Source organism: Arthrobacter sp. 01N444 (assembly GCF_056399305.1).
On the sequence record NZ_JBFTRB010000002.1, the window covers coordinates 217,615 to 239,796 of the forward strand.

General features: G+C 66.9%; 24 protein-coding genes and 1 tRNA gene. 18 read left to right on the forward strand and 7 right to left on the reverse strand.

All coding sequences use genetic code 11. The annotated features are described in order from the left end of the window. Window positions 1–130: 130 nt before the first annotated feature. The gene (locus tag AC1DKN_RS03270; RefSeq protein WP_277526303.1) at window positions 131–829 is read right to left on the reverse strand and encodes a winged helix-turn-helix transcriptional regulator; all 699 of its coding nucleotides are present in this window, start codon (window positions 827–829) and stop codon (window positions 131–133) included. Between the two features lie 243 nt (window positions 830–1,072). Here AC1DKN_RS03270 and AC1DKN_RS03275 point away from each other — a divergent pair, with 243 nt between their 5' ends. The 7 genes from AC1DKN_RS03275 to AC1DKN_RS03305 all read left to right on the forward strand — a co-directional run bounded on the left by AC1DKN_RS03275 (window position 1,073) and on the right by AC1DKN_RS03305 (window position 7,335). After that, window positions 1,073–1,807: a permease gene (locus tag AC1DKN_RS03275; protein WP_223913795.1), complete on the forward strand. Its 735-nt coding sequence runs from the start codon at window positions 1,073–1,075 to the stop codon at window positions 1,805–1,807. A gap of 167 nt (window positions 1,808–1,974) precedes the next feature. Then, window positions 1,975–2,589 carry a nitrobindin family protein gene (locus AC1DKN_RS03280; protein WP_476870458.1) on the forward strand — a complete coding sequence of 205 codons (615 nt, stop codon included), beginning with the start codon at window positions 1,975–1,977 and terminating at the stop codon, window positions 2,587–2,589. Window positions 2,590–2,642: 53 nt separating this feature from the next. Further along, window positions 2,643–3,392 carry a flavodoxin family protein gene (locus AC1DKN_RS03285; RefSeq protein ID WP_476870459.1) on the forward strand — a complete coding sequence of 250 codons (750 nt, stop codon included), beginning with the start codon at window positions 2,643–2,645 and terminating at the stop codon, window positions 3,390–3,392. A gap of 101 nt (window positions 3,393–3,493) precedes the next feature. Next, window positions 3,494–4,576 carry a CAF17-like 4Fe-4S cluster assembly/insertion protein YgfZ gene (ygfZ, locus tag AC1DKN_RS03290; protein ID WP_476855678.1) on the forward strand — a complete coding sequence of 361 codons (1,083 nt, stop codon included), beginning with the start codon at window positions 3,494–3,496 and terminating at the stop codon, window positions 4,574–4,576. 14 nt (window positions 4,577–4,590) lie between these two features. Beyond that, on the forward strand, window positions 4,591–4,986 hold the full coding sequence (locus AC1DKN_RS03295; RefSeq protein WP_028276529.1) for an ankyrin repeat domain-containing protein: 396 nt from the start codon (window positions 4,591–4,593) through the stop codon (window positions 4,984–4,986). 139 nt (window positions 4,987–5,125) lie between these two features. After that, window positions 5,126–5,689, forward strand: coding sequence for a PadR family transcriptional regulator (locus AC1DKN_RS03300; RefSeq protein ID WP_476851314.1), 564 nt, complete (start codon window positions 5,126–5,128; stop codon window positions 5,687–5,689). 83 nt (window positions 5,690–5,772) lie between these two features. Continuing rightward, a complete protein-coding gene (locus AC1DKN_RS03305; RefSeq protein ID WP_476851313.1) occupies window positions 5,773–7,335 on the forward strand; it encodes an MFS transporter in 1,563 nt (520 codons plus the stop codon). Between the two features lie 16 nt (window positions 7,336–7,351). Here AC1DKN_RS03305 and AC1DKN_RS03310 read toward each other — a convergent pair whose 3' ends face one another. From AC1DKN_RS03310 to AC1DKN_RS03330, 5 genes are all read right to left on the reverse strand, one after another. Continuing rightward, complete coding sequence (locus AC1DKN_RS03310) at window positions 7,352–8,062, reverse strand: GNAT family N-acetyltransferase (protein ID WP_223913802.1); 711 nt, start codon at window positions 8,060–8,062, stop codon at window positions 7,352–7,354. A gap of 115 nt (window positions 8,063–8,177) precedes the next feature. Next, window positions 8,178–9,203: a 6-phosphofructokinase gene (locus AC1DKN_RS03315; protein ID WP_018773638.1), complete on the reverse strand. Its 1,026-nt coding sequence runs from the start codon at window positions 9,201–9,203 to the stop codon at window positions 8,178–8,180. Window positions 9,204–9,429: 226 nt separating this feature from the next. Then, on the reverse strand, window positions 9,430–9,684 hold the full coding sequence (locus AC1DKN_RS03320) for a PspC domain-containing protein (protein ID WP_476851311.1): 255 nt from the start codon (window positions 9,682–9,684) through the stop codon (window positions 9,430–9,432). Window positions 9,685–9,687: 3 nt separating this feature from the next. Next, window positions 9,688–9,951: a hypothetical protein gene (locus AC1DKN_RS03325; RefSeq protein ID WP_028276533.1), complete on the reverse strand. Its 264-nt coding sequence runs from the start codon at window positions 9,949–9,951 to the stop codon at window positions 9,688–9,690. Window position 9,952: 1 nt separating this feature from the next. Next, a complete protein-coding gene (locus tag AC1DKN_RS03330) occupies window positions 9,953–11,587 on the reverse strand; it encodes a PspC domain-containing protein (RefSeq protein ID WP_476870460.1) in 1,635 nt (544 codons plus the stop codon). 124 nt (window positions 11,588–11,711) lie between these two features. Here AC1DKN_RS03330 and AC1DKN_RS03335 point away from each other — a divergent pair, with 124 nt between their 5' ends. Further along, the gene (locus AC1DKN_RS03335) at window positions 11,712–13,094 is read left to right on the forward strand and encodes an ATP-binding protein (protein ID WP_476870461.1); all 1,383 of its coding nucleotides are present in this window, start codon (window positions 11,712–11,714) and stop codon (window positions 13,092–13,094) included. A gap of 23 nt (window positions 13,095–13,117) precedes the next feature. Beyond that, entirely contained in the window at window positions 13,118–13,777 is a 660-nt protein-coding gene (locus AC1DKN_RS03340) for a LuxR C-terminal-related transcriptional regulator (RefSeq protein WP_223913807.1), read from the forward strand. Between the two features lie 82 nt (window positions 13,778–13,859). On the opposite strand, the gene AC1DKN_RS03345 is transcribed toward AC1DKN_RS03340, so the two are convergent. Further along, the gene (locus AC1DKN_RS03345) at window positions 13,860–15,077 is read right to left on the reverse strand and encodes a pyridoxal phosphate-dependent aminotransferase (RefSeq protein WP_476870462.1); all 1,218 of its coding nucleotides are present in this window, start codon (window positions 15,075–15,077) and stop codon (window positions 13,860–13,862) included. 276 nt (window positions 15,078–15,353) lie between these two features. Between AC1DKN_RS03345 and AC1DKN_RS03350 the strand changes: the two genes are divergently transcribed. From AC1DKN_RS03350 to rplL, 9 genes are all read left to right on the forward strand, one after another. After that, window positions 15,354–15,426, forward strand: a tRNA-Trp gene (locus tag AC1DKN_RS03350). A gap of 79 nt (window positions 15,427–15,505) precedes the next feature. Continuing rightward, entirely contained in the window at window positions 15,506–15,790 is a 285-nt protein-coding gene (gene secE, locus AC1DKN_RS03355; protein WP_028276538.1) for a preprotein translocase subunit SecE, read from the forward strand. 113 nt (window positions 15,791–15,903) lie between these two features. Further along, window positions 15,904–16,761, forward strand: a complete 858-nt coding sequence (gene nusG, locus AC1DKN_RS03360; RefSeq protein WP_476870463.1) for a transcription termination/antitermination protein NusG — start codon at window positions 15,904–15,906, stop codon at window positions 16,759–16,761. 129 nt (window positions 16,762–16,890) lie between these two features. Beyond that, the gene (gene rplK / locus AC1DKN_RS03365; protein WP_018773647.1) at window positions 16,891–17,322 is read left to right on the forward strand and encodes a 50S ribosomal protein L11; all 432 of its coding nucleotides are present in this window, start codon (window positions 16,891–16,893) and stop codon (window positions 17,320–17,322) included. A gap of 184 nt (window positions 17,323–17,506) precedes the next feature. Continuing rightward, window positions 17,507–18,214 carry a 50S ribosomal protein L1 gene (rplA, locus tag AC1DKN_RS03370; protein WP_018773648.1) on the forward strand — a complete coding sequence of 236 codons (708 nt, stop codon included), beginning with the start codon at window positions 17,507–17,509 and terminating at the stop codon, window positions 18,212–18,214. Between the two features lie 173 nt (window positions 18,215–18,387). Next, window positions 18,388–19,527, forward strand: coding sequence for a GNAT family N-acetyltransferase (locus tag AC1DKN_RS03375; protein WP_476870464.1), 1,140 nt, complete (start codon window positions 18,388–18,390; stop codon window positions 19,525–19,527). A 166-nt stretch (window positions 19,528–19,693) separates the two neighbouring features. After that, the gene (locus AC1DKN_RS03380; RefSeq protein WP_476870465.1) at window positions 19,694–20,803 is read left to right on the forward strand and encodes a GNAT family N-acetyltransferase; all 1,110 of its coding nucleotides are present in this window, start codon (window positions 19,694–19,696) and stop codon (window positions 20,801–20,803) included. 326 nt (window positions 20,804–21,129) lie between these two features. Beyond that, the gene (gene rplJ / locus AC1DKN_RS03385; RefSeq protein WP_028276542.1) at window positions 21,130–21,723 is read left to right on the forward strand and encodes a 50S ribosomal protein L10; all 594 of its coding nucleotides are present in this window, start codon (window positions 21,130–21,132) and stop codon (window positions 21,721–21,723) included. A 77-nt stretch (window positions 21,724–21,800) separates the two neighbouring features. Then, entirely contained in the window at window positions 21,801–22,172 is a 372-nt protein-coding gene (rplL, locus tag AC1DKN_RS03390) for a 50S ribosomal protein L7/L12 (protein ID WP_028276543.1), read from the forward strand. Window positions 22,173–22,182: the final 10 nt, after the last annotated feature.

A 22,182-nucleotide genomic window follows, 5' to 3' on the forward strand; every position in this document is an offset into this window, starting at 1 on the left:
TTGTGCCGATGGTTTGGTGCACCAAGAAGGCCCCGGACTCTGGATTCCAGAGTCCGGGGCCTTCTGCGTTCAGTGCTTGTGTACAGTGCCTGCGTACCGGCGCCGCCGCGCGGTGGCGGCCGTGGCGCGCTCAGGCCTCGGTCAGTTCGTCCTCGGGCTGGCGGACCAGGGTCAGGCGGTAGCCGACGTTGCGGACGGTGCTGATCAGGTTCTCGTGGTCGGCGCCCAGTTTGGCCCGCAGCCGCCGGACGTGGACATCCACGGTGCGCGTGCCGCCGTAGTAGTCGTAGCCCCAGACTTCGGTCAGCAGCTGCTGGCGGGTGAACACCCGGCCGGGGTGCTGGGCCAGGTATTTCAGCAGTTCAAATTCCTTGAAGGTCAGGTTGAGCGCGGCGCCGTTGACCCGTGCGGTGTAGCTGGCCTCGTCAATCACGACGCCGGCGGCCCGGATTTCGGTCGGCACGTCTTCCTTGTCCGGAACGGCGCGCGCGACGCCGAGCCGGATCCTGGCCTCGACTTCTGCCGGGCCCGCGGATTCCAGGAGGATGTCGTCCACGGCCCACGCCGAGGAGACCGCGGCCATGCCGCCCTCGGTGAGGATCAGCATCAACGGGGCGCTGAGGCCGGTGGCCTTGAGCAGCTGGGTGAGGGAACGTGCGCCGACCAGGTCCTTGCGGGCATCGAGCAGGACGATGTCGCAGGGGTCGGTCTCGAGCAGGGCAGTGGGCTCGGCCGGAAGGATATGCACCCGGTGGTTCAGCAGTTCCAGAGCAGGCAGGACGTCCACGGATGTTCCCGTGCTGTTCGTCAATAGCAGGATGTGCGACATTGTTCCTCCAAGGGGTGTCCGCGCATCGTTGGGCGTCTTGTTGCTGATGTTGAGTATACCTAAAGGCCCCATTCCGGCCATGGTCCCGTCACCTCCGGCGCCTCCTTTTGCGACACATACCGTTCACATAGGGCAGGATTGAACCGTCAGGGCCCGCGGCCCGTCGAAATTGAGCCGAGTCGAATTGGGGTCCGCAGTGAGCGAAGGTCTGGCCATGCTGGGTCTGCCGATGGCGAGCAGACAGTGAAGCCGTGGAGCGTCGGGATCATCGGCCTGGCCGGTCTCGCGGCGATTGTCGCCGGAGCCTATGCCTCGCCCGAGGTCCTCCTGGCCGTCGCGGCGCTCGCCGCCGCCGGCATCGGTATCGGCTGGCCCTACTTTCTCGGCATCCCCGCCAAGAAGACCCTCGCGGTCTTGATTGGCCTGCCCGGCGTCGGGTCGGCAGTGGCTGCGACCTATCTCCCGGCTCCGGGCTTCCTGGACTGGACGCCGTCATTCCTGGCCGTCGGGGTCATGGCGATCTTCGTCATGCAGCTGATCCGGGGCACCGGTCAGGCCCAGCGCCTCGAATCCACCCTGGGCTCGTGCGCGGGTGTCCTGCTCTCCTGCCTCGGCGCCGGCTGGATTGCGAGTTCGCGCTTCAACGGGGTCCGCGAAATGATCCTCGTGGCGGCCATCAGCTCGGCGATCGCGCTGCTGGCGGGGCTGATCCGCTGGCCGGACCGGATCGTGGCGCCGCTGGGCATCGTGAGCGCCGGCCTTGCCGGGCCGCTCGCCGGCCTGGTGTTCTCCGACATCGCCGTGCTGCCGGCGGCCCTCGTCGGCGTCGTCGTGGGGGCGGTGCTGGTGAGTTTCCGCCGCCTCGTCATCCTCAACGGTGAAGGCCTTAATGTTTTGGCGGCCGTGGGCATGGGGCTCGGGCCGGTTTCTGCTGTCGGTTCCCTGGCCTACTTCATAGACAAACTACTCATCTACTAAGCGTTAGGATGGCATCATGTCCGTACTTGCATATGAGATCTTTTTCCTTGTCCTGCTTGGCGTGGCCAGCCTGTCCATGGCGTGGTTTGCCGGCTTTGTCGTGTACCGCCTCTTCAAAGGCCAGAAGTAACACGTTCCAGACCCCGTAGCTTCCAGAGGTAGATGCTGTGCCGATTGAAATCCCTACTGATCTGACCCCCGAAATCGTTCCGCTGTCCTGGCTCATTGGTGAGTGGGAGGGCAGCGGCCGGCTGGGGGCTGGAGACGAGGACTCCGAGCACTTCCTGCAACACGTCTCGTTTACGCACAACGGCCTGCCGTACCTGCAGTACCGCGCCGAGAGCTGGCTGACCGACGACGAGGGCACGAAGCTGCGTCCCCTCACTGTCGAGACCGGCTTCTGGGCGCTGGAGCGTAAGCAGCGCGAGGAGGACGGCGGCCCCGGCCTGATCCCGGCGGACATCGTCCCGGTGCTCAAGAGCGCCGACGAGGTGGAGGCCCTGCGCAACAGCGACGGCGGCTTCGACATCTCGGTCTCCATCGCCCACCCCGGCGGGATCTCGGAGCTGTACTACGGCCAGATCAGGGGCCCCCAGATCCAGCTCAGCACCGACATGGTGATGCGCGGCAGCCACTCCAAGGAGTACACGGCGGCCACCCGGATCTTCGGGCTGGTGGAAGGAAACCTGCTGTGGCGCTGGGACGTGGCCACCGGCAAGAATTCGACGGCGGGCGGCGGCCTGGAGGCCCACGCATCGGCCATCCTCGCCAAAGCAGGCTAATTACGCGGTCTCACTGATTTTTCCGTTGTCACCATCGACCCAGGAGAAATACCGTGAATGACACAGTCACCAGCTCAGCCGGCAGCACAGCACCCGGCAGCGCCAGCTACGCCGACCTCAAGGCCGTGTTCTTCAACGGCACGCTCAAGAAGTCCCCGGACGTGTCCAACACGCAGGGCCTGATCGAGGTCAGCCGCCGGATCATGGAGAAGCAGGGCGTCAGCACCCGCGTGATCCGCACGGTGGACCACGACATCGCCAGCGGGGTCTACCCGGACATGCGCGAACACGGCTGGGCCACCGATGAGTGGCCGGAACTCTACCCGGCCGTCCAGGAAGCGGACATCGTCGTCGTCGCGGGGCCCATCTGGCTGGGGGACAACTCCTCGCAGACGAAGAAGCTCATCGAGCGCCTCTACGCCCACTCCGGGCAGCTGAACGCGAAGGGCCAGTGGGCCTACTACCCGAAGGTGGGCGGCTGCCTCATCACCGGCAATGAGGACGGCATCAAGCATTGCGCCATGAACGTCCTGTACAGCCTCCAGCACGTCGGCTTCACCATCCCGCCGCAGGCCGATGCCGGTTGGATCGGTCCCGTCGGGCCGGGACCGAGCTACCTTGACCAGGGGTCCGGGGGGCCGGAGAGCGATTTCACCAACCGCAACACCACCTTCATGACCTGGAACATGATGCACCTGGCGCGCATGCTCAAGGACGCGGGCGGCATTCCCGCCTACGGAAACCTGCCCGACGCCTGGAAAGCGGGCACCCGCTTCGACTTTGAAAATCCGGAATACCGCTAGGACCGGCCTGCCCCACAGTCCGGCGGAGCCAGATTGTCCCTGCCGGGGCCGGAACCTGCCGGGGCCGGAATACGCACAGAGCTAAGGACGTTCCTTTCAATATGACTATCAAAAGCCCCCTGTTGTCGCGCCCGGCCGCGGTTGAGGCCGGCGGCGCCGATGCCGGCGTCGCCGCCCACTACGGCGAGCCGCTCCGGGAGCAGCGGGCGCTGGCCGCCGGCACCGCCGTCGTCGATCTCTCACACCGCGGCGTGGTGACGGTCAGCGGGCCGGACCGCCTGAGCTGGCTCAACACCCTGTCCTCCCAGCAGCTCACTTCCCTGGCCCCTGGCCAGTCCACCGAACTGCTGTTGCTGAGCGTGCAGGGCCGGATCGAATTTGACGCCAGGGTGGTGGACGACGGCGCCACGACCTGGCTGATCGTCGAGGCAGCCGAGGCGGCCCCGCTCGCCGAATGGCTCAACAAGATGAAATTCATGCTCCGGGTCGAAATCGCGGACGTCTCCGCCGACTGGGCCGTACTCGGCTCCACGCACCGCATCCCGGAATGGGACGCGCTGCAGGCGTGGGAAGACCCGTGGCCGCACGTCGGCGCCGGCGGCTACTCCTACGCTGTGGTGGGCGAGGACGCCCATCCAGGACTGGAACGGCCGTGGTTCGAGTACCTGGTCCCCGCGGACGAACTGGTCGCGACCGTGGGCGACCGTGCCCTCGCCGGCACCATGGCCTCCGAAGCGCTGCGGATTGCGGCGTGGCGGCCCCGGTGGGGCGCGGAAACGGACGACAAGACCATCCCGCATGAGCTCGACCTCCTCCGCACTGCCGTGCACCTGGCCAAGGGCTGCTACAAGGGCCAGGAGACGATCGCGCGCGTCCACAACCTGGGCCACCCGCCGCGCCGTCTCGTGTTCCTCCAGCTCGACGGTTCCCAGCACACCCTGCCCGCGGCCGGCAGCGAGGTGCGTGCGGGCGAGCGCAAGGTGGGCACCGTGACCTCCGTGGCGCAGCACTACGAGATGGGCCCCGTCGCCCTGGCCGTGATCAAACGCTCCGTCGCCCCGGACGAGGTCCTGACCGTCGTGGACGGGGACGAGCCGTACTCCGCGGCCCAGGAAGTCATTGTGGCCCCCGACGCCGGCCAGGTGGTGGGCCGCCAGACCGGCTTCCTGCGGGGCACCCGATGAACGGCGGGTCCAAAGTGAACGAGCCGGGCGCCGCGCCCGACGACGAGACACTCGCGCTGGCGCACGCGCTCTTCGACGCCGCCCGCGAGGGCAACTCCGCGCTGCTGGGCAGCTACCTGGCCGCCGGTGCCCCGGCCACGCTGACCACCTCCTCCGGCGACTCGCTGGTGATGCTGGCGGCCTACCACGGCCACGCCGGCACTGTCCGGCTGATCCTGGACCACGGCGGCGACGCCAACACGCCGAACGACCGCGGCCAGACCCCGCTGGCCGGTGCTGTCTTCAAGGGCTACACGGACGTGGCCCGGGAACTTCTGGACGCCGGGGCCGACCCGGACGCCGGCACCCCCACCGCGCGGGCCGCCGCGCAGATGTTCGCCCGAACGGACATCCTGGCCCTCCTCGGCTGACCAATCGCGCCTGGGGCCGGGGCGCGGCCGGCCCGGGTTGGGGAGGATTGCCCTCAAATACTCCACGTGGAATAATCTTTAGTGGAGTAACTGCCGTTTAGGCCGAAGAGAACACTGCTAAACCGAGAAGGACTGCACCATGGCCCGGGCAACCGCATTGACACCCCTGGGTGTCGCCGCACTTTCCCTGCTCGTGGAAGAACCGATGCATCCCTACGAGATGTACCAGCTCCTGATCGCGCGGCACGAGGACCGGCTGGTCAAGGTGCGGCCAGGAACGCTTTATCACGCCGTCGGGCGGCTCGAGGATCAGGGGCTGGTCACAGCCACGGGAACGGACCGGGGAGGCAACCGTCCGGAGCGCACCACTTACACGATCTCGGCTGCCGGCCGCGAAGCGTTCACGACGTGGCTGCAGGACATGCTCGCCGCCCCGGTCAACGAATACCCGGCCTTCCCGCTGGCCGTCTCCGAGGCCTACAACCTGCCCGCCGGCGTCGTCGTCGAACTCCTCGACCGGCGCCTTCAGGCGTTGGAGGAGCAACTCGGCTTCCTGGTCTCCGGCGAGGAACTGCTCGCGAAGAAGGGTGTGGAGCGCAAGTACTGGATCGATGTCCAGTTCCAGCAGAGCACGCTGCGCGCCGAAATCGCCTGGATCCGCAGCCTTCAGGACCAGCTCCGCTCCGGCGAACTGCCGTGGTGAACCCCGCACAGGACCGCGGCCGGAACCCGGCCGCCCCCACACACAGCCCATCCACCGTTTCACACCAGCCCCTAAGGAACCGCATGGAAAACGTAGCCCGGCCATGGCCGGCACTCTGGTCTCTGGTGATCGGCTTCTTCATGATCCTGATCGACACCACCATCGTCTCGGTGGCCAACCCCAGCATCATGGAGGGCCTCAACACTGACATTAACTCGGTGATCTGGGTCACCAGCGCCTACCTGCTCGCCTATGCCGTGCCGCTGCTGATCACGGGCCGGCTCGGGGACCGTTTCGGTCCGAAAAAGCTCTACCTCTCCGGACTCGTCGTCTTCACCGTGGCATCGCTGTGGTGCGGCCTCTCCGGCAGCGTCGAGATCCTCATCGCGGCCCGTGTGGTCCAGGGCCTTGGCGCGGCGATGATGACGCCGCAGACCATGGCCGTCATTACCCGGATCTTCCCCCCGGACCGCCGCGGAGCGGCTATGGGCATCTGGGGTGCCACGGCCGGCGTCGCCACGCTGGTTGGCCCGATCCTCGGCGGCGTGCTGGTGGACGGCCTCGGCTGGGAATGGATCTTCTTCATCAACGTTCCCGTCGGGATTGTCGGCTTCATCCTCGCCCAGCGTTTCGTGCCCTCGCTGACCACCCACCCGCACAAGTTCGATATTCCCGGCGTGCTGCTCAGCGCCCTCGGCCTGTTCCTCCTGGTCTTCGGCATCCAGGAGGGCGCGACGTACGACTGGGGCACCATCGCCGGCCCCATCACCGTCTGGGGCCTGATCATCAGCGGCATCGCCGTGCTGGTGGTCTTCGTCCTGTGGCAGAAGTTCAACACGGGTGAACCGCTGCTGCCCCTGTCCCTTTTCAAGGACCGGAACTTCTCGCTCGCCAACATTGCGATCACCACGGTGGGCTTCACCGTCACCGCGTTCAGCCTGCCGCTGATCTTCTACTACCAGATCGTCCGCGGACTGACCCCGACCCAGTCGGCGCTCATGATGGTGCCGATGGCGCTGATCTCGGGCGGGCTCGCCCCCGTCGTCGGCCGGATCATCGACAAGGTCAACCCGAAATTCATCACCGCGACCGGCCTGGTCCTGATGTCCGTGGCGCTGTTCTGGAATGCCCTGCTCATGCACCCGGACACCCCCATCTGGCTGTTCCTGCTGCCGAGCGCAGTGCTGGGCTTCGCCAATGCAGGCATCTGGGCGCCGTTGAGTTCCACGGTCACACGCAACCTGCCGCCGCGGCAGGCCGGAGCCGGCTCAGGCGTCTACAACACGACCCGCCAGATCGGCGCCGTACTCGGCAGCGCCGCCATCGCCGTCCTGATCCAGTCGCGGCTGGCGGCCGAGCTCCCCGCCCGGCCCGGAGCAGGCGCAGACGCCAGCCCGATGGGCTTCGGCGGGGCCCTGCCGGCGGAGCTTCATGAGGGGTTCTCGACGGCGATGGGCCAGTCCATCCTGCTGCCGGCGGCGGTCATCCTGCTCGGCGCTGCCGTGGCGCTGTTCTTCGCCAAGCCCAAGCCGGTCCAGGGCTGGGGCGAACCAGATGCTGCCGCAGCCACAGCCGCAGCAGCGGACACGGGTAAGGCAGACACGGACAGGGCAGACACGGACAGGGCCGCCGCGGAGCGCGGCTAGCCTGGCGGCATCCGGATCAGCCCAGCAGCACGCTGGTCTGGATGCCGCCCGCGGAAAATCCCAGGCTCCGGGCCAGCGCCAGCGACCCCTTGTTGCTGACTTCTGAACGCCACTGCAGCGTCAGTCCGGCGGCGAGGGCCTCGTGGGCGGCTACTGAGGCGGCCAGCTTGCCCAGGCCGTGGCGCCGCCATTCGGGCGCGACCAGCACGCCCATATGGGCCAGGAGCCCTTCCCATTCGGCATACGCCCCGCAGGCCACGGGCGTCCGCCGCCCGTCTTCCAGATGCAGGACGGTGAAGCGGTGTTCCAGGTCGGCGAGGCCCACCTCGTTGACGTCGTCGGGCGGGCAGAAGGTCTCCAGTTCGATCGCTTCCGGGTTCCCGTGCGAGACCGTCAGCTCCCCGGCAGGCTGCTGCAGGGGGAGGTCGTCGGCGAAGAAGAGTGCCGCGGCGCCGAGCCCGTGGCCGCCGTGCCCGCGGGTGATGGTCAGCAGCGTCACGTGCTGGGCCAGTTCCTCGTCCGAGAGACCCTCGGCGGCGTCCAGCGCCCACTGCGGGCCCACCAGCGCGGAGTTGCCGAACAGGCGGACGAACTGCAGGGACCGGGCTGTCTCATCCGCCCGGGTGAGCCTCACGCCGGCGGCAGCCGCGAAGGCGCCGTCGTCGAACCCCAGGCGGCGCGCCCATGCGAGCTGGACAATTTCTGCGGAACCGGGCTCAAGAGTCATGAATCGACCCTACCCATCGCGGCCGCGCGTCCGGCTGCCCCCTGCCTGGCTGCGGCGCTGCCGGCCCGCTTCTTCCCTGCGGGCCGCGCCCGAGCCGGACCCCGCCGGTGTCCGCTTAGCCGAAGAGGACTGCGGCCTCGTCGTAGCGGCTCTGCGGTACGGACTTGAGGTTGCCGAGTGCGGCGTCGAAACCGACGTGCACAATATCCGTGCCGTGCAGCGACACCATGGTGCCCCAGCGCTTTTCCACTACCGAATCGATGGCGGCCATGCCCAGGCGGGTGGCCAGGACCCGGTCGAACGCCGTCGGGACGCCACCGCGCTGGATGTGGCCAAGGACCGTCGCGCGGGTCTCGATGCCGGTGCGTGCCTCCAGTTCGGGGGCAAGCATTTCGGCGATGCCGCCGAGGCGGGGCCGGCCAAAGGTGTCGAGGCCGCGCTCCGAATGCGGGGACTCCTGGCCTTCGGGCACAAACCCCTCGGCGACGACGAGCAGCGGGGCGCGGCCACGGTCGTGGGCGGAGACGACCCATTCGGCGATCTGTTCCATGGAGGCCTTCTGCTCCGGGATCAGGATGGCGTGGGCGCCCGAGGCCATGCCGGCGTGCAAGGCGATCCAGCCCACATGCCGTCCCATGACTTCGGCAATCATGCAGCGGTGGTGGGACTCTCCGGTGGTGCGCAGCCGGTCGATTGCCTCGGTGGCGATTTCCACGGCCGTGTCGAAGCCGAAGGTGTAGTCCGTGGCGTCGAGGTCGTTGTCGACCGTCTTGGGCACGCCCACGATTTTGAGGCCGGCGTCGGTGAGCCGCTTTGCGGCGGCCAGGGTGCCCTCGCCGCCGATGGCGATGATGGCGTCGATCCCGAGCCGGTCCATGTTGGCTTTGATGACCTCGGGACCGCCGCCGTTCTCAAACGGGTTGGTGCGGGACGTGCCCAGGATGGTGCCGCCCTGCTTGGCGATGCCGCGGACCATGGTGCGGGGAATTTCCACGATGTCGCCCTCGACAACGCCGCGCCAGCCATCCTTGAATCCTACGAACTGCTGGCCGTGGACCGCGATTCCTTTGAGGACGGCGCCACGGATGACGGCGTTCAGGCCGGGGCAGTCTCCGCCGCTGGTGAGGATTCCAATTTTCATGTCTTGGCTCAAATCCTGGTTTGAAGGGGTACAGGCAGAGCGCCACGCTGAGCTCACCCTAGAGTCTAGTGGCGGGTGTGGGGCAGGACACAAACGGTTACAAAAGGTGCCCCCGCCATGATGGCGGGGGCACCTTTTCGTGGTGCGGCGCAGCTACCGGGGAAGGTTGCCGCCGGGCCGGGCCGCGGGGCCGGGCCGGCCTGTGACGGATGGCCTGTGATGGATGTCAGGGCCGGGAGGAACGCTTCGAGAGGAAGCTTTCGAGGACGATTGCGTTGCGCTGGTCCGGGAGGAGGAGCCAGGCCGCGAGGTAGACCACGAACGCCGGGCCAGGGAGCAGGCTCAGGAGCAGGTAGGCGATCCGGACATAGGCCACATCAACGTTCAGTTTGGCGGCAACCCCGCCGCAGACGCCGCCAACCCAGCGCTGCGGACCACGTTTCAGGCCGAGGCCCCGGATGGTGTCAAAGAATTTATCCATGGGTCAAGACTTCCCTGTAGTTGACTTATTGTCACGCCTGCGTGCCGAGACCAGGCCGCCCACTACCAGGGCACCCCCGGCCCCGATCATCAGGCCGATCAGCACATAAGTGCCGTTGAGGGCCACGAGGCCGAGCCGGGAAATGATGATCAGTGCAGCCAATGCCACCACTGTCAGTCCCCAGACCACTGTGCCCACCCGGGCGGGCGAACCCGCTTCGGGGTCGTGCCCGGCATCGGCCAGCGGCGAGTCGTCATAGCTGCTCATGTCAGTTGCCTTCCTTGATGGTCACGTTGCTGACGGTGCCGGAGATCTCCAGGACCAGCCGGGCGCCCGGTTTCGCGGTGTTGTAGTCGCTTTGCTGCGTCGTCATGCCGCCGCGGTCCTGGTTGCCGTCGTGGAGGTTGCCCATGGTCATGTCCGCCTGGATGTGCACCGGAACGGTGGCGGGGATGACGACGGTGAGGTTGCTGGCCGTCGCGTCGATCGGAACTACGACGTCGGAGCCCAGGGGCGGATTCAGCGCCAGCTTGGTCAGGTCCGCGGTTCCGGCGCCGCCGGTGATCTCGAAGCCGCCTTGGGCCTGCTGAATGCTCGCCGGCGTCCAGTCGGCGTTCTGGAAGCGGAACCGGTCCCCGTGCGGGACCACGCTGAAAATGGCGCCGATCAGCAGGGCCACGACCGCGAAGAAGCCCAGGATCCCGGAGGTCCGGCCCCGCAGCCCTGCGAACAGGATCCCGAGGCCCAGGATGGCCGCGCCGAAGGCCCAGACCAGCGCGTTGCCGGCATCGCCGAGATCGATCACGTTGGCGGCGTCGAGGGCCTTGATGCCCCCGCCCACGAGGAGGGCGGAGCCGACGGTGATGGCGACCGCCGGAGCGCCCGGGCCAAGGTTGCGCGCGGCCGGTGCGGGCGGTGTGGCGCCGGACCCCGGTCCGTAGCCGCCTGGGGGAACAGGGCCGGGCGGGACGGGGCCGGACGCAATGGGTCCCGACGGCGGAGGCGGACCCCAGTCCGGGCCGGTGCCGGTGACTCGAGAGCTGTCAGCCGGGTCGCCATATGTCCGGCCGCCGCCCTGCGGGAAGCTGCCTGCTGATTGCGGCCCGGCGGCGGTGCGGGGGCTAGCCGCAAAAGCCGCGGCGCCGGCCGGGCTGCCTGCGTCGTAACGCGAAGGCATGCCAGTGGCTCCGTCCCGGATCTTGTTGCGTTGGGTCAGGTAGTAGACGAGGTAGATGGCACCGCCCACCCAGAAGACGGTCCAGACGAAGGCGCCGAAGCCGAAGCGGTCCCAGCCCCAGACCCCGGTGCCCAGGCTGGGGAAACCGATGACCGAGGTGATGAGCGCGCCGGTCATGCCGGCTGTCCACCGCCCTGCGGCGGCCTCCTGGACGTGAATGCGGCCGTCGGGTTCGGGCAGCAACGCCCAGGCCAGGCCGTAGGCGAGAACGCCAATTCCGGCGAAGACGGTCAGGACGATCAGGACGCCGCGGATAATCAGCGGATCGACGCCGAGCCGGTGGGCTATGCCGCTGGCCACGCCGCCGATCCAGCGGTCGCGTCCGCGGTAAATGCCCTGGCTGCGGATCCAGTCGAAGAAATTCTGGGTTTGCCGGCCGGGCAACGGCCCATTCGGATCGCCGGGCGGGTAAAGCCGCGGCGGCTCCGGCGGCGCGCCGCCCGGCCCGGAGAAGGCCGGAGCGGGCTGGCCCGTGCCTGGAAGTTCGGGGTCGGGACGTTCCGTGTGCGGAAGGTCCGTGACGGAACGCTCAGTGTGCGGAAGATCCGTGGCGGGAGGTTCCGGTTCTGGAAGTTCCGATTCTGGAAGTTCGGGGTGGGATCGATCCGTGGCCGGCCGGTCTGCGGAGGCCGGGCCTTCATCGGGGTGCGGAGTGTGCGGGTTCATACTTCGATCCTTCCCGTTCCCGGCGCCGGCCTCTACTGGGGAACACCCTGAACGGTCCCTGAGTGGCCCCCGGTTGGGCCCTCAAACGCGTCCGGGAAACCCCGATCCGTGCTTGGATTGAGGCATGACAACCGCGCCCGCCCGCCCGCCGCTGGTCCGCAGCAGCGACCGCGTGATTGCCGGCGTGTGCGCGGGCCTCGCCAACCACCTGGGCTGGCCGGTGCGCATGGTCAGGATCGGCATGGCAGTGGCTGCGCTCGCCGGCGGGGCCGGGGTGGCCTTCTACGCCTGGCTTTGGATCATGGTCCCCACGGCGGATGAAAGCGCCCGGCGCACCGCCCGCCGCCCGGCATCGCCCATCGCTCCGGCAGTGAGCTTCCCGGACACCCCGGGCGTGGCAAACCTGCCCGACGCCCCCGGCATGCCTGGAGCCCCCGGAACCAGTGGAACGCCAACGACGGCGGCGCCGGGGTCCTGGCGGTCCAAAGTTTCCGGCATGCCCTTCGGCAAGGAGATCCTGCTGGGCGCGGGCCTGTTGCTGGCCGCCGGGATCCTGATCGCCCGGCTCCTGGGGGTCGACGTGCCGCTGGGTACCCTGATCCCGGTCGCGGCGATCCTGGGCGGTGCCGCGATCGCCTGGATGCAACTGGACGAGACCCGCCGGGCGGGGCTCGTGGACAAGACCAAAGCGGACCAGGCCGGCGGCTGGGCCCGCCTCGCGGCCGGGCTCGCCCTCGTCGTGGCCGGCGTGCTGGTCATGGTGTCCGGCTCGGGGTCCTGGGAACAGACTTGGCTCGCCCTCCTGGCCTCGGTGGCCGTGCTCGGCGGCGTGGCCCTGGTGCTTCTGCCATGGGGGCTGAAGTTCTGGCGCGACTTGGAAACAGAGCGCGCGGGGCGGGTCCGCGCCACCGAGCGTGCCGAGATCGCCGCCCACCTCCATGACTCCGTGCTGCAGACCCTCGCCCTGATCCAACGCCGGGCCGGCAACGAGCACGATGTCATCAGGCTGGCCCGCGCGCAGGAGCGCGAGCTGCGTGGCTGGCTGTACCGGGACGCCGACAAGGAATCCGGTCAGCTGTCCGACGGCATCAAGGCCGCCGCAGCCGAGGTCGAGGACGCCCTGGGGAACGCCGTCGAGGTGGTCAGCGTGGGGGACTGCGCCATGACCCAACGCCATGAGGCCCTCGTCCAGGCATCCCGAGAGGCCATGCTGAACGCAGCCCGGCACGGCGGCGGCGGCGTGTCCGTCTACCTGGAAGTCACCGACGCCGCCGCGGAAGTTTTCGTCAAGGACCGGGGCCCGGGCTTCGATCCGGATTCCGTTCCCCCGGACCGGCTCGGCGTCAGGGAATCGATCATCGGCCGGATGAACCGCCACGGCGGCACCGCCGCGATCACCAGCAGCCCGGACGGCACCGAAGTGCGGCTCCGGCTGCCCGTCGCCGCCGCCTCTGCCGGAACCGCCTCGGCCGCCGCCAACAACGCCAACGGAGAGGTCAAACCGTGACCAGCCCAACATCAGGAAACCCTGTGCAAGGAAACCCCGCACCGATTCGCGTGGTGATCGTGGACGACCACGCCATCTTCCGCTCCGGGTTGAAGGCGGACCTGGACCCGGACATCGTCGTCGCGGGGGAGGCCGGAACGGTGGAGGAGGCAATCGCCGTCATCGCAGTCCAGCGCCCCGACGTCGTGCTCCTAGACGTCCATCTTCCCGGCGGCCGGGGTGGCGGCGGACGCGAGGTCCTGGCCGGCTCGGCGCCCCTGCTGGGCACCACGCGGTTCCTGGCGCTGAGCGTCTCCGACGCGGCAGAAGATGTGGTGTCCGTGATCCGGGCCGGCGCGCGCGGCTATGTCACCAAGACCATTTCCGGCGCGGAGATCAGCGGCGCTGTCCGCCGCGTGGCAGGCGGCGACGCCGTCTTCTCACCCCGGCTGGCGGGCTTCGTCCTGGACGCGTTCGGCACGGCCCCCGCGGACATCGCCGACGACGAGCTCGACAAGCTCTCGGCGCGGGAGCTCGAAGTGATGCGCCTTATCGCCCGCGGCTACAGCTATAAGGAGGTGGCCAAAGAACTGTTCATCTCGATCAAGACCGTTGAAACCCACGTCTCGGCCGTGCTGCGCAAGCTTCAGCTCTCCAGCCGCCACGAGCTGACCCGCTGGGCCGCCGAGCGCCGCCTGCTTTAACCCAAGGATGCGCTATCACTTAGGGTCCTTATCGCACTGGAATAAGGACCCGAAGTGATAGCGCATCGGGGTTTGTGACGTGTTAGTTGGCCTTGCGGAGGAAGTCCTGCAGGCGGGCGACGCCCGTGGCCAGGTCGTCGTCGCCGAGTGCATAGGACAGGCGCAGGTAGCCGGACGGGCCGAACGCCTCGCCGGGAACCACGGCCACCTCGACCTCGTCCAGGATCAGCGCCGCGAGTTCGGCAGAGGTGGCCGGCCGCACCGGGCCGTTCGCAGACGGGAACTCCTTGCCCAGCAGCGCGCGGACGTCCGCGTACACGTAGAACGCGCCCTTCGGCGTCGGGCAGTCAACGCCGTCAATCGCGTTCAGGCCCGCGACGATCGCCTTGCGGCGGCGGTCAAATGCGACCTTCATCTCTTCGACGGCGGTCAGCGGCCCGGACACGGCCGCGAGGGCGGCGACCTGGGGGATGTTGGAGACGTTCGACGTCGCGTGCGACTGCAGGTTGGTGGCGGCCTTGATGACGTCCGCGGGCCCGATCATCCAGCCCACACGCCAGCCGGTCATGGCATAGGTCTTCGCCACGCCGTTGAGGATAACCACCTTGTCGCCGAGCTCGGGCACCGCGGTGGCGATCGAGGTGAACGGCACGCCGTCGTAGGTCAGGTGTTCGTAGATCTCGTCGGTGACAACCCACAGGCCCTTGGACGCTGCCCACTGGCCGATCTCCTTGACCTGCTCCGGCGAGTACACGGCGCCGGTGGGGTTGGAAGGGGAGACGAAGAGCAGGATCTTGGTGCGCTCGGTGAGGGCCGCTTCCAGCTGGTCCACGGTGACCAGGTAGCCCTGCTCCGGGCCCGCGAACACCTCTACCGGCACGCCGCCGCCCAGCCGGATGGCCTCCGGGTATGTGGTCCAAAACGGGGTCGGAACAATGACCTCGTCGCCCGGATCCAGCAGGGTGGCGAAGGTGTTGTAGACGGCCTGCTTGCCGCCGTTGGTCACCAGCACCTGGGACGCCGCCGCCTGGTAGCCGGAATCCCGGAAGGTCTTGTCCGCGATGGCCTGCTTCAGTTCGGGGAGCCCGCCGGCGGGGGAGTAGCGGTGGTATTTCGGCTGGCTGGCGGCCTCGATGGCGGCCTGCACAATGTAGCCGGGGGTCGGGAAGTCGGGTTCCCCGGCTCCGAAGCCAATAACCGGACGGCCGGCTGCCTTCAGCGCCTTCGCCTTGGCATCGACGGCCAGAGTGGCGGATTCGGCTATGGCGGAAATGCGCTGGGAAATGCGGGCAGCAGACATGGGCGGGTCCGTTCTTCGCTTGCAGCTGGAAGGCTGGATGTGGGATTCGACGAAATCTACTCTATGCTGTTCAGCGGATCCCCCGGGGTGCCTGAACCCGAATGTGACTGACGGCTGTCAGTTGGTTTTCGCAGGCACGCAGGGGTCCGAAGAGGGCCGGTTCGACGTAGACGCAGTTGTTGCGTAGACTGGTTCTCCGGTGTTGAAAACACGATGATGGCCTGCGCCTCAGGGAAGCCTGTGGGACGCATCGGCCGGAGCGGTTTTTCTCCCCGAAGGGTAGTGGCGCAATTGGTAGCGCAGCGGTCTCCAAAACCGCAGGTTGCAGGTTCGAGTCCTGTCTGCCCTGCGCATGCTGTTCCGGATTATCCGGAACCAGCGCAGCAACCATGGTTCAGTTCAGAGCCGGGTATCCGATCATTGCGAGGATGAGTGAGGACCAGGTGACCGAAACAGCTGCCAGCAGCTCCAAAGGCCGCCCCGCCAAGAATGCCGCCAAGCCCGGCTTCTTCGCTCGTATCGCGATCTTCATCCGCCAGGTCATTGGCGAACTGAAGAAGGTCGTCGCACCGACCCGTAAAGAACTGATCAACTACACACTCGTGGTACTGGTGTTCGTGACCATCATGATGGTGATCGTCACCTTGCTGGACCTGGCCTTTGGGACCGCGGTCAGCTGGGTCTTCGGCGGCAGCGGCCCCACGGACAGCTAAGGCGACCGGTCCGCAGACTGCGTGGATGCCCCGGGAAACCGGAGATTCCGCGGGGTGTGCGGAATTGAGTCATTTAAATAGGCATGTTAGGCAATGAGGAAGCAGGAGACCAAGTGTCTGAGCAGGAGCTCGAGGTAACTGAGACTGAGCTGGATAAGAGCCAGGACGCCGCGGTGGAAGCCGCGGAAGAGTCCGAGGCTGTGTCTGCTGCGCCCGAATCCGACGTCACTGACGAGGCCGTAGCCACGGAAGCAGAAGCGGCAGACGACGCAGAGGCAGTAGTTGCAGCCGACGCCGACGCTGATGAGGCTGACACCGACGCTGATGAGGCTGACGCCGACGTGCTGGCAGCGGCGGCCGCCAAGGCCGACGTCGACCCCGCGGACGAGTTCAAAGCCAAGCTGCGCCGCCAGGAGGGTGACTGGTACGTCATTCACTCCTACGCAGGCTACGAGAACCGCGTCAAGGCCAACCTTGAGACCCGCATCCAGACCCTGGACATGGAAGATTACATCTTCGAAATCCAGGTTCCGATGGAGGAAGTCGTTGAGATCAAGAACGCCCAGCGCAAGGTCATCAACCGTGTCCGCATCCCCGGTTATGTCCTGGTCCGCATGGACCTGACCGACGCTTCCTGGGGTGCCGTCCGCCACACCCCCGGTGTCACCGGCTTCGTGGGCAACGCCCACAACCCGGTCCCGCTGCGCCTCGATGAGGTCTTCTCCATGCTCGCGCCGGTCTTCGAAGAAGAGCAGGCCGAGAAGGGCAAGCCGGTCAAGCACGCCGCCGCCCAGGTCGACGTCGACTTCGAGGTTGGCGAGTCGGTCATCGTCAAGGAAGGCCCGTTCGAGACCCTCCCCGCCACGATCTCCGAGATCAAGATCGATTCCCAGACCCTCGTGGTGCTGGTGTCCATCTTCGAGCGCGAGACTCCGGTCACCCTGGCGTTCAACCAGGTCAGCAAGATCTAGCTTTTCCCTAAGAATTCGCCCCGGGCTGCCCGCTTAGCAGCCACGGAGCGGCCGGCCGCCTTGCCATGGCGGCCACCAACCTGAGGCACGCTCCTGTGTCCCAGGACGTATTTGAGAGAAGGACCTACATTGGCTCCCAAGAAGAAGGTCACCGGCCTCATCAAGCTGCAGATCCAGGCAGGTGCCGCTAACCCGGCCCCGCCGATCGGTCCTGCGCTCGGCCAGCACGGTGTCAACATCATGGAATTCTGCAAGGCGTACAACGCTGCGACGGAAGCCCAGCGCGGCAACGTTATCCCCGTGGAAATCACGGTCTACGAGGACCGTTCCTTCACGTTCATCACCAAGACCCCGCCGGCTGCAGAGCTCATCAAAAAGGCTGCAGGCGTGGCCAAGGGTTCGGCTACCCCGCACACCGTCAAGGTTGCCAAGCTGACCCAGGCCCAGGTCAACGAGATCGCCACCACCAAGATGGAAGACCTCAACGCCACCAGCCTCGAAGGCGCAGCGAAGATCATCGCCGGCACCGCCCGCTCCATGGGTATCACCGTCGAGGGTTAATTCCCCACCGCTGATGCGCCGGGATCGGGAAACCGGTCACGACGCCGTCAGCACCGCCGGCCAGCCGGCACCACCTAAACAATGAAGAGCGGAATTCCGGAACGGATACACCAGCCGGAATGCCGCCTGTGGCAGGGCCCAGCGCGGTCCGCAGACCACAACTGCACAAGGAGAAATAAGCAGCATGGCAAAGCGCAGCAAAGCATATGAGGCAGCCGCGGCCAAGATCGACGCGGAGAAGTTCTACGCGCCGTTCGAGGCAGTGACGCTCGCCAAGGACACCAACCCGTCCAAGTTCGACGCCACCGTTGAGGTCGCTTTCCGCCTCGGCGTTGACCCGCGTAAGGCCGACCAGATGGTCCGCGGCACCGTCAACCTGCCGCACGGCACCGGTAAGGTCGCCCGCGTCCTCGTCTTCGCAACGGGCGACAAGGCTGAGGCCGCAATCGCGGCCGGCGCCGACTTCGTTGGTTCCGATGACCTGATCGAAAAGATCGCCGGCGGCTGGACCGACTTCGACGCCGCCGTCGCCACCCCTGACCTCATGGGCAAGGTTGGCCGCCTCGGTAAGGTCCTGGGTCCGCGTAACCTGATGCCGAACCCGAAGACCGGCACCGTGACCGCTGACGTCGCCAAGGCCGTCAACGACATCAAGGGCGGCAAGATCGACTTCCGCGTCGACAAGCACTCGAACCTGCACTTCATCATCGGCAAGGTTTCGTTCGACGCCATCAAGCTGGCCGAGAACTACGCAGCCGCACTGGAAGAGGTCCTCCGCCTCAAGCCGTCCGCTTCCAAGGGCCGCTACATCCAGAAGGCCACCGTGGCCACCACGTTCGGCCCGGGCATCTCGGTTGACCCCAACGTCACCAAGGTCCTGACCGAGGTCTAGTCCTCACCGGATCCACGGAACTGCGGCTTCGCTGACGTCGCCGGTTCCAGCCAAAGGCCGTCCCGCAACTGCGGGGCGGCCTTTTGCCGTCCTGCGCCGGGACCCCGTGGCGTGCGAAACGTTTGGCATCCGGGACCCTTGGTGCCGCCGGACTTGCCGGTTAGGCTGTCCCGGTGACTACGCCGTCGTACCTCATCGAGGAACTCTCCCTGCCCGCCAGCCTTGATGCTGCCGACACCGATGCCGCTGATACGGCAGAGTTCCTCGAATTCATGGAACTCTGTGATGAGCTCATCCTGCAGACTTGGGGCAACCTGGACCGGGCATCGTCCGCGGCGGCCCGCCTGCAGTACTGGCGGGACACGGCGTACACCCGGCTGCGGCTCTTCTTCGTCCGCGTCGACGGGCGCATGGCGGCCAACTCCTGGGTCCGCTGTGAACTGCAGGAGAATCTGGGCAGTGCGCTGCTGCACGTGAGCGTCCTGGATGCCTTCGCCGGGCGGGGGATCGGCCGGGCACTGCTGGAGCACGCCGAGGCGCTGGCCTCCGCCGACGGGAGGACCATCCTGCAGACCTTCACCGAGCACCCGGCCGATTTCGACGTCGATGGCACCAACCTCATCAAGCCCGCCACGGGGACCGGAGCGCTGCCCGCCGGCGCGCCGGGCGTCCGCTTCGCCGGAAAAGCCGGCTACCGCCTGGAGCAGGTCGAACGGTTCAGTTCGCTCGACGTCCCGCCCGCCGCGGACCTCGACGCCCTGGAACGGGACGCCCTGGCCCGCGCGGGGGACTATGAGCTGCTGCACTGGACCGATTCCTGCCCGGAGGAACATGCCGCCCAGCTCGCGGTGCTCATGTCCCGCATGAGCACCGATGCCCCCTCCGGTGCGCTGAGTTACGAGCCGGAAATCTGGGACGTCGCCCGGGTCCGCCACGTCGAGGACACCTGGCGGCGCGCCGGCCAGTCCTCCCTCGTGGTGGCGGCACGGCACCGGGCCAGCGGCGAACTGGCCGCCTATACCGTCCTGCAGACAACAGCCGACAAGCCCTGGCTGGCCAACCAGGACGATACCCTCGTCGCTGTGGGCCACCGCGGCCACCGGCTTGGCATGCTCATCAAGATCCGCAACCTGCGCCTGCTGCGGGAGTCCTACCCAGCGGTCCGGCGCGTCCTGACGTACAACGCCGCCGAAAACGACCATATGCTCGGCATCAACATCGCGTTGGGCTTCAAGCCGGCAGGCTACGACGGCGAATGGCAGCGGACCGCTGCCGCCGCGGACGCAGCCACCGGCAATGAGATCCGGAACTGACCAGGCGCCGGCTGGGCAGAAGCTGCCGGGCGCAGACTGGAGCGGAAACTGCCCGGCGTCACCAATGGAACAGCGGCCCAAACCAGCATATGCTGACGGTTGAAAGCCCGGTTTGAGCCGGGCCGTACCGATGGTGGGTGGCACAACGGCTGGGAAGATGCCCTCTATGGCAAACGATGTACGGATTGAGCAGCTGTGGATCCCCGATTCCCTTGACGCGCCCGATTCCGCCGACTTTCTCGCCGCCATCGAGGTGGGGCGCAGGGTCCGGATGCAGACCTGGGGCACCGACGACCTCGCCTACGCGCCGCAGGAAAAGCTGCTTGAGATGGCGGACCCCTACGAACGACAGGTGATCCTCGTCGCCAAGATCGACGGTGTGATTGTCGGGACTGCGGACATCGCCCTGCCGCTGGTGGACAACCTCGATCTCGCCGAATTCACGCTCGACATCCTGCCGGAATTCCGGCGCCAGGGCGTGGGGAGGCAGCTGCTGGCGGCCGCCGAACATTTCGCCCGGGACGAGGGCCGCCACACGATCCTGATCGACACCAACCACCCGGGATCAACCCTGACGGACCCGGAGACCGAACAGCTCGTGCCCGGCAGCGGCGTCGGGTTCGTCCCGCTGGGCAGCCGTGACGTGGAATTTGCCCGCCACACCGGCTACACCCTGCAGCACATCGAGCAGTTCAGCTCCTGTGCGTTGCCGCTGGACACCAAGCTCGTCGCCGACCTGGAGGCCGAGGCCGAGGAAGCCAATGCCGGCCGCTACCGTCTGCACCACTGGACGGACCGGTGTCCTGACCAGTGGCTCGAGGCCGTCGCCGCGCTGGAAAACCAGGCAGGCGAGGACGAAGTGCCGGGGCCGGATGCCCAGGAAATGGTGTTCGACGGCGGCATCCTCCGGGAAGCGGAGGAAGTCACCATAGCCCAGGGCCGCCGGACGGTGGTCACCGCCGTCGAGCACATCGCCAGCGGAACGCTCGTGGGCCTGACCACCATCAGTGTCCTGGCCCTGCGCCCGGACGTCGTCTTCCAGGACGACACGGTAGTGCTGCAGGAACACCGCGGCAACAAGCTCGGGCTGCTGATCAAGGTCGCCAACATGGAACGGCTCAGCGAACAGTTCCCGGACGCCCGGGTCCTGTACACGTGGAACGCCCCGGAGAACCGCTACCTCCTGAAGGTCAACCAGCAGCTGGGCTTCACGACAGCGGGCGTGACGGGTCTCTGGCAAAAAGAACTCCCCAACTTCGGACCGGCTGTCAGCTGAGGGCTGTTCACCCAGCACTGCCCGCCGGGCCCGATTTGGAACACGCGCGCCGTGTCCCGTAAGCTTGGAGGACCAAAGACCGTCGGTTGTTGGAAATCCACTCTCCCAAGCAAGACTCACTTCTGCAGTCGCGCCGGGAGAGCGCAGTGGATTTCCGGACGAAGGACCCTGAACATAGGGCGGCCGGCGCAGGTGAACGAAGCAAAGCTCCGCGGTCATGGACCGCGTCGAGACAAGCCCCGTGCATCTGCGCGGGGCGTTTTTTAGTTTTTAGCTCTTTTGAGCGGGGACCCGGACATACCGGCACTATCCCCGGAAGGAGGGTTATGGCAACGCCTAGCAAGGTTTCAGCAGTAGCTGAGATCACTAACGATTTCAAGGAATCGAACGCCGCTGTCCTGACCGAATACCGCGGGCTCACCGTTGCACAGCTCAAGCAGCTGCGTGTCTCTCTCGGCCAGGAAACCAAGTTCTCGGTCGTCAAGAACACCCTGACCGCCATTGCAGCCAAGGAAGCTGGTGTCGAAGCATTCGACGGTCAGCTCGCCGGCCCCACTGCAATCGCGTTCATCAAGGGTGACGCAGTTGCAGCTGCCAAGAGCCTGACGGATTTTGCCAAGGCCAACAAGCAGCTGGTCATCAAGACCGGTTACTTCGAGGGCAAGGCACTGAACGCCAGCGAAGTTGCTGCCCTGGCAGCACTCGAGTCCCGTGAGCTGCAGCTCGCCAAGGTTGCAGGGATCCTCAAGGCTCCTGCTGCCGCCGCTGTACGCATCATCGACGCACTGCGCCTCAAGCTTGAAGAAGAGAACGGTGCACCGGCAGCAGCCGAAGCACCCGCCGCTGAAGAAGCTCCCGCAGCAGATGCAGCAGCCGAGGCCGAAGCACCGGCCGAAGCCGCAGCCCCCGAAGAGAACTAGTCCTCTTCTCCATAAGACTCCGGTGCGACAGCGGGCCTCAGGGCCGCCGCGCACCACTATAGGAAGGACGCCACACCATGGCGAAGCTCACCAACGAAGAGCTCATTGAAGCTTTCAAGGAACTGACCATCATCGAGCTCTCCGAGTTCGTCAAGCTCTTCGAAGAGACCTTCGAAGTTACTGCTGCTGCCGTTGCCGTTGCCGGCCCCGCCGCTGCTGCAGAAGAAGCTGAAGAGAAGACTGACTTCGACGTCATCCTCGAAGCTGCTGGCGACAAGAAGATCGCAGTGATCAAGGAAGTTCGCGCCATCACCTCCCTGGGCCTCAAGGAAGCCAAGGACCTGGTTGACAGCGCACCCAAGGCTGTTCTCGAAGGCGCCACCAAGGAAGCTGCCGAGAAGGCAAAGGCTCAGCTCGAAGAAGCTGGCGCCCGCGTTACCCTCAAGTAACACCCGCCGT

What these genes read in the sequence shown, in the direction of transcription:
- AC1DKN_RS03270 (WP_277526303.1), bottom strand. Translation starts at nt 829, where the DNA reads ATGTCGCACATCCTGCTATTGACGAACAGCACGGGAACATCCGTGGAC.
- ygfZ (WP_476855678.1), top strand. Translation starts at nt 3,494, where the DNA reads ATGACTATCAAAAGCCCCCTGTTGTCGCGCCCGGCCGCGGTTGAGGCC.
- AC1DKN_RS03300 (WP_476851314.1), top strand. Translation starts at nt 5,126, where the DNA reads ATGGCCCGGGCAACCGCATTGACACCCCTGGGTGTCGCCGCACTTTCC.
- AC1DKN_RS03305 (WP_476851313.1), top strand. Translation starts at nt 5,773, where the DNA reads ATGGAAAACGTAGCCCGGCCATGGCCGGCACTCTGGTCTCTGGTGATC.
- AC1DKN_RS03310 (WP_223913802.1), bottom strand. Translation starts at nt 8,062, where the DNA reads ATGACTCTTGAGCCCGGTTCCGCAGAAATTGTCCAGCTCGCATGGGCG.
- AC1DKN_RS03315 (WP_018773638.1), bottom strand. Translation starts at nt 9,203, where the DNA reads ATGAAAATTGGAATCCTCACCAGCGGCGGAGACTGCCCCGGCCTGAAC.
- AC1DKN_RS03320 (WP_476851311.1), bottom strand. Translation starts at nt 9,684, where the DNA reads ATGGATAAATTCTTTGACACCATCCGGGGCCTCGGCCTGAAACGTGGT.
- AC1DKN_RS03325 (WP_028276533.1), bottom strand. Translation starts at nt 9,951, where the DNA reads ATGAGCAGCTATGACGACTCGCCGCTGGCCGATGCCGGGCACGACCCC.
- AC1DKN_RS03330 (WP_476870460.1), bottom strand. Translation starts at nt 11,587, where the DNA reads ATGAACCCGCACACTCCGCACCCCGATGAAGGCCCGGCCTCCGCAGAC.
- AC1DKN_RS03335 (WP_476870461.1), top strand. Translation starts at nt 11,712, where the DNA reads ATGACAACCGCGCCCGCCCGCCCGCCGCTGGTCCGCAGCAGCGACCGC.
- AC1DKN_RS03345 (WP_476870462.1), bottom strand. Translation starts at nt 15,077, where the DNA reads ATGTCTGCTGCCCGCATTTCCCAGCGCATTTCCGCCATAGCCGAATCC.
- secE (WP_028276538.1), top strand. Translation starts at nt 15,506, where the DNA reads ATGAGTGAGGACCAGGTGACCGAAACAGCTGCCAGCAGCTCCAAAGGC.
- rplA (WP_018773648.1), top strand. Translation starts at nt 17,507, where the DNA reads ATGGCAAAGCGCAGCAAAGCATATGAGGCAGCCGCGGCCAAGATCGAC.
- AC1DKN_RS03380 (WP_476870465.1), top strand. Translation starts at nt 19,694, where the DNA reads ATGGCAAACGATGTACGGATTGAGCAGCTGTGGATCCCCGATTCCCTT.
- rplJ (WP_028276542.1), top strand. Translation starts at nt 21,130, where the DNA reads ATGGCAACGCCTAGCAAGGTTTCAGCAGTAGCTGAGATCACTAACGAT.
- rplL (WP_028276543.1), top strand. Translation starts at nt 21,801, where the DNA reads ATGGCGAAGCTCACCAACGAAGAGCTCATTGAAGCTTTCAAGGAACTG.